This is a genomic window from Zooshikella ganghwensis DSM 15267 (assembly GCF_000428585.1).
Classification (GTDB): domain Bacteria; phylum Pseudomonadota; class Gammaproteobacteria; order Pseudomonadales; family Zooshikellaceae; genus Zooshikella; species Zooshikella ganghwensis.
The window spans coordinates 1-4,816 of record NZ_AUAF01000233.1 but is presented as its reverse complement, the minus strand read 5'-3'; the positions used below and the strand labels follow the sequence as shown (position 1 = coordinate 4,816).

Genomic DNA, 4,816 nt, shown 5'->3' with positions numbered 1-4,816 from the left:
TGGGAAGGTATCCCATTAGGCAATTCTAGAAAGCCTTGAAACCATGCTTCCTTGGCCTTACCAAATCGCTCAATAGCAACCCAATCATCTGCTCCACACAACGCAGCACAAATCGTAATAGTAATGATATCAACCAACGTATGACGACGATGGCGTTCAACTCGAGGGTCGTCTAAGTGACTAAAATGATCTGCAATTGTATTATTTTTTTCCAATGTGATGCTCTAAGTCAGTTGCTAATCATCCTATTATACTGATTTTGTTGTATTTTTATATGCGATTGCCCTGGCTAATATAGTCATCAAGCACATTTTGAAACTCTCCTTTTATATACTCATTAAAATGTTCTTTACGAACATAAACTCCACCAAAACCACGCATCTCTCTTAAGTCTTCATCAATCTTCAACGCTAATGCTTCTATAGATTTTTTATCTAATTTTAGAATAGCTTGTTTTTTTCTCATGTTTTCTACTACTTGCTTAACTGTATAGTCAACATCATATGTCTTTATTTTTGCCACCTTGTATTTCTTTGGATTAATCCCTCCCAATAAGTAAGGACTTATTTCTTTTTCTTCATACCCAGCTATTTCAGAAATCCTAACATCAACAAACTCACTAAATTTTTTCTTCAGAATTGCTCTTATTTGAACATCATCTAAGTCTTTAGCAGGATTATAAGCATCTTTATTTTTTTCCTCTTTTCCCTCAGGCCATTTAAACTTACCAAAAGGGTATTCCTGCATTAATTCCTTTTCTTCATTCCAATCTACTTTAAAATGAACTGAGACAATGTTTGCCTTAATTACAACAGGTAATACTTTCCCCTCACCTTCTACTTTTATTTTTTCGTTAGCATTTATGTCAATATCCATTGTGGTTTTATACTCGACACCAGTTTCACCAGTGACAGATGCACCAAATGCTTCTCCAAATTTGACTTCTATTCCTATTTTAGGTACTGCCTTGTTCTCCGAAATAACTTGAGTCTTTTCTTTTTCTTCAAATACAACACCTGCTTTAAGCACCCAGCTTGCCTCAAGTGATATAAAAGCTTTTATGTAATAGTCATCTTTAATTTGAATTGCCAAACCTACTTCAAACTTTATCTCAAGCATTTTGATACAAAAGAGTATTTCATAGTAAGTATATACATCTGGCTTATCTTTATATTCTTTATTTTGTAGCTTTATTTGCAATCCACCTTTAAAAACATCAATATTAACGTCAGCATAAAATCCAAGTTTTGCAGTAGATAAAGTTCTTAACGCTGTGATCAATCCATGGACTACTTCAACAGTATGAAAGATTGGATTGAGTTCTTCCAAACAACTAAACTTTATTGGTTCTGGTCCAAACCCATTATCTACAGTTAGTGTAGCTTCAGGATAAGCATTTTCAGTTCCACGTGATAGTGTGCGAGACTGTTCTATTAAAGTCTGAGGAATACCATCATCTGATTCAGAAGTAACTTCTTTTCGTTTTTCTTCTAATGTATAAGACTCAACTTCAGCTTTCCTTGGATCATACCCTTTTATCTCATCTGTTTTAAGTAGTTCTTTATCTCTAAATATTTTTTTAATACCAATTTTTCTTGATTTAAAAGAAGGAAACAATAATGTAAATTCCCAAACACTCGCTGAATAAACATGAATCCCTAGATCACCCAAACACGGACCATTAACTTTATATTTTTTTACTGGCTTTTGGTAAACCGTAATCAATTCTAAAATATCAACTATTTTTCTAAATTCAGAATTCAATGCTGGTCTTATATATGATGCTTCAACTTCAAATGTTTTTCTGTCTTTAGTATCAGATACCTTTTTCACTGCTTTAGCATCAAGATTATGGTTTAACTTATCTGGTGCTTGCGATCCACTTAACTCAATACCAATTGTATCACTATATTCATTCACACCGTCACCAAGTTTTGTTTTACTTGGTTTAACATCTGGTACAACACTGATGACTTTTGGCTTCTTATTTTTTAAACTCCTCTTTTTGTGAGCACATGCAATTTTCACATTACATTTAGAATCACACTCCTCACAAGGCTTATCTTTATCCTCTGGGAGTTTCTCTTCAGCCTTCGGTTCTTGCTCTTCAGGCTCTTTTGTTTTTTCCTTATCTTTTGGCTCTTTTATCTTTTCAGGCTCTTGTTTCTTGGGCTCTTCAATTTTTTTCTTATCTTTTGGCTCTTCTATCTTTTCAGGTTCTTGCTTCTTTGGTTCTTCAATTTTTTTCTTATCTTTTGGCTCTTCTATCTTCACAGGCTCTTGTTTCTCTGGTCCACCTTTCGGAGGAACTGGACACTCATCTTGTGGTTTACGCCCGGGTATTTTTAACTCATAACCCGCATAAATTTTATCAGGGTCTTTAATATCTTTATTTTCTTTTAAAATTTCATCTACAGTAGTATCGTGCTTTTTAGCCAGGTCACCTAATGTGTCACCCCGCTTAATAACATAGGGATCATCGCAAGAAGGTTCTGGAATACGAATATTGGTATTAGCATAGATAAGATTATCATCGGTAATACCAGGATTGGCTTGGCGCAAATCCTCAACGCTCACACCGTTTTTTAATGCAATCGTGGCTAGAGTATCACCAGGTTGTATACGATAAATCTTATTTGAACTCATTTTCTATAAACTTCCTAAAATTCTGCTAACTAGAGCTATCTTAAATGTCTTGTTTTTGTTCTTGATACATTGTTAATAGCTGTGCTCTAAATACTTCATCACTTTTTTGCGTATAGGAGAGCGGAATTAATTCATTATCTTGGTTAATAAGCCTATCAGCATTTTGTTCGTAAAGCTTTTTCACCAGATCCTTGAGCAAGGCTTTATCAGGCTTAACTTCATTGTATCTATATAGATACTCCATTCGTATTATTAAGTCTTCACCACCGAATGGATCAATCAGTTCTTTTATTCCAAAATCTTGGTATAGCTGCTCATAAACAATGCATTTTATTGGATCAAACGGTACCCCAGGCTTTTCATACACTAATGCATTATATTTTTCCAAACGTTGTATTTTTTCATGTTCAGAAAAGTCTGTATTAAACAAAATCTCTTGCTCTAACTTCATCCATTCTCGCTTGGGGATATCAGGACCAAATTCTGTCACCACTAAAATGAGTCTCGCCACCAGTTTGGTTTTACTGATGCCATAATCATCACTTTTATCACACCAGTAACGAATCGTTTCATACAGTTGTTTGGGTTTAAGTTTTTTAAATGCGGGGTTTTCTTCCATTAAGTATAAAGCGATGGCTTCTTCCACTTTATGTTTGTGCTCAGCCATAATGCCTTCCCACTGTTTAGCGCTGAATTCAAACCAAGGGCGCTCTTCTGGGAATTGACCGTGCCAAGCTTGTGGGTTTTGCCAAACGACCCATTCACGTTCAAATTCATCTTTAATGACATCATGAGTTTCTGTGCTACTTGTTTGCCGAAATAATTCAGGCCGGTATTGATTGGGCACCCATAACCTGTCGATAGGCCCTAATAATTTAGCTTGTTCATTGGTTGTGCTGGCATTCAGTAGCGGATTAATCACCCGAGGATCTTGATAGCGAAAGACAAGTTGCTCTGCCAACGGCGTTTTAACATACAACAAGCTTTGTAAGTACATTGATAATGACTCAAAAGCTAAGGTAGAGCCTAACAGTAACCCCCAATATGCTTCTCGTGTTTCATCCAGTATAAAATTGACGATTTTTGCATCTGCTTTTAGCTCAACTAAGCAAGGTGATAAATGCAAGCAACCATTGAGGGGGGTATCAATAAATACGGGAAATACGGATGGATTATCTTCCAACGTAAATAAAGTTGGCATGAGCTCATCTACTATCGCCCCATCAATTAAGGCATACAGCTGATGCTGTTTTTTTTCGAAGTATTTGTTTAACTGGCTATTAAACGCACTCATGATTATGTTTGTCTCCTACCCAGCCACATTACACAGCACAATCAACACACTCACCATTGGACGCACAATCACTCACTAAAGGTGTACCTGTTTTGGCCGCTTTAGCAATCACTTCTTCTTGTCCTTGAATGACATTTAACGGTAAGGCTGCAACATTTTTCGCTCGGCTGGCACTGCCACTTCCAAAACTAATCGTGCTACCAACAATGGTTACACCCGAAGGATCCAGTTTGATGAAGTTGCCACCTACTTTCGCTGTTAATTCGACATTGGCATCCATGACGATTTTACGGCTGGCTTTGGCATGATGCTCACTCCGGCATTTTTCCAGATAGGCTTGACCAAATTTGGTGTAGGTTGAGGATTGGGATTCAATATGCCGGTTTTGCCCTATTTCAATACGCTCATTTTTATCTTTTTGCCAGTGGGCATCACCTTCTATGACTATTAGGCTGTCTTTGCCCACGACTAAATGACGGTGACCATTAATATGCTCACGGTGATCATTTTTAACTTTGATATCCATATCTTTTTCAGCATGGATATAAATTTGTTCCTGGCCTTTTTTGTCTTCAAAACGCAATTCATTAAAACCGCCACCACCTGGGCTACTTTCGGTTTTAAAGGTGCTGCGACTTTTATGAGCAGGCAATTCATACGGCACTTTATTATTAGCGTGATAAACACACCCAGTGACCATCGGATTATCAGGATTACCATCCAGATACTCAATAACCACTTCTTGACCAATCCGCGGGATTGCAACTTGCCCCCATTGCCCTCCAGCTATTCCGGTATTAACACGAAGCCAGCGTGTGGTCTTTTCATTTTTTTGACCGTCTCGATCCCAGTGAAACTGCACCTTGATTCGGCCAT

General features: G+C 37.1%; 4 protein-coding genes. All 4 read right to left on the bottom strand.

Annotation, left to right across the window (positions count from 1 at the left end):
• On the bottom strand, positions 1-221 hold a 221-nt coding region (locus F607_RS0124765), incomplete at its 3' end, for a transposase family protein (protein WP_420864443.1).
• Between the two features lie 49 nt (positions 222-270).
• Entirely contained in the window at positions 271-2,646 is a 2,376-nt protein-coding gene (locus tag F607_RS31715) for a LysM peptidoglycan-binding domain-containing protein (RefSeq protein ID WP_038292206.1), read from the bottom strand.
• A 40-nt stretch (positions 2,647-2,686) separates the two neighbouring features.
• Positions 2,687-3,940, bottom strand: a complete 1,254-nt coding sequence (locus tag F607_RS0124755) for a DUF4123 domain-containing protein (protein WP_027710183.1) — start codon at positions 3,938-3,940, stop codon at positions 2,687-2,689.
• Positions 3,941-3,968: 28 nt separating this feature from the next.
• Positions 3,969-4,816, bottom strand: an 848-nt coding sequence (tssI, locus tag F607_RS31710) for a type VI secretion system tip protein TssI/VgrG (RefSeq protein ID WP_027710182.1), incomplete at its 5' end; no start/stop codon positions are given.

Coding starts and splice junctions, on each gene's coding strand:
- F607_RS31715 (WP_038292206.1), bottom strand. CDS start 2,646: ATGAGTTCAAATAAGATTTATCGTATACAACCTGGTGATACTCTAGCC.
- F607_RS0124755 (WP_027710183.1), bottom strand. CDS start 3,940: ATGAGTGCGTTTAATAGCCAGTTAAACAAATACTTCGAAAAAAAACAG.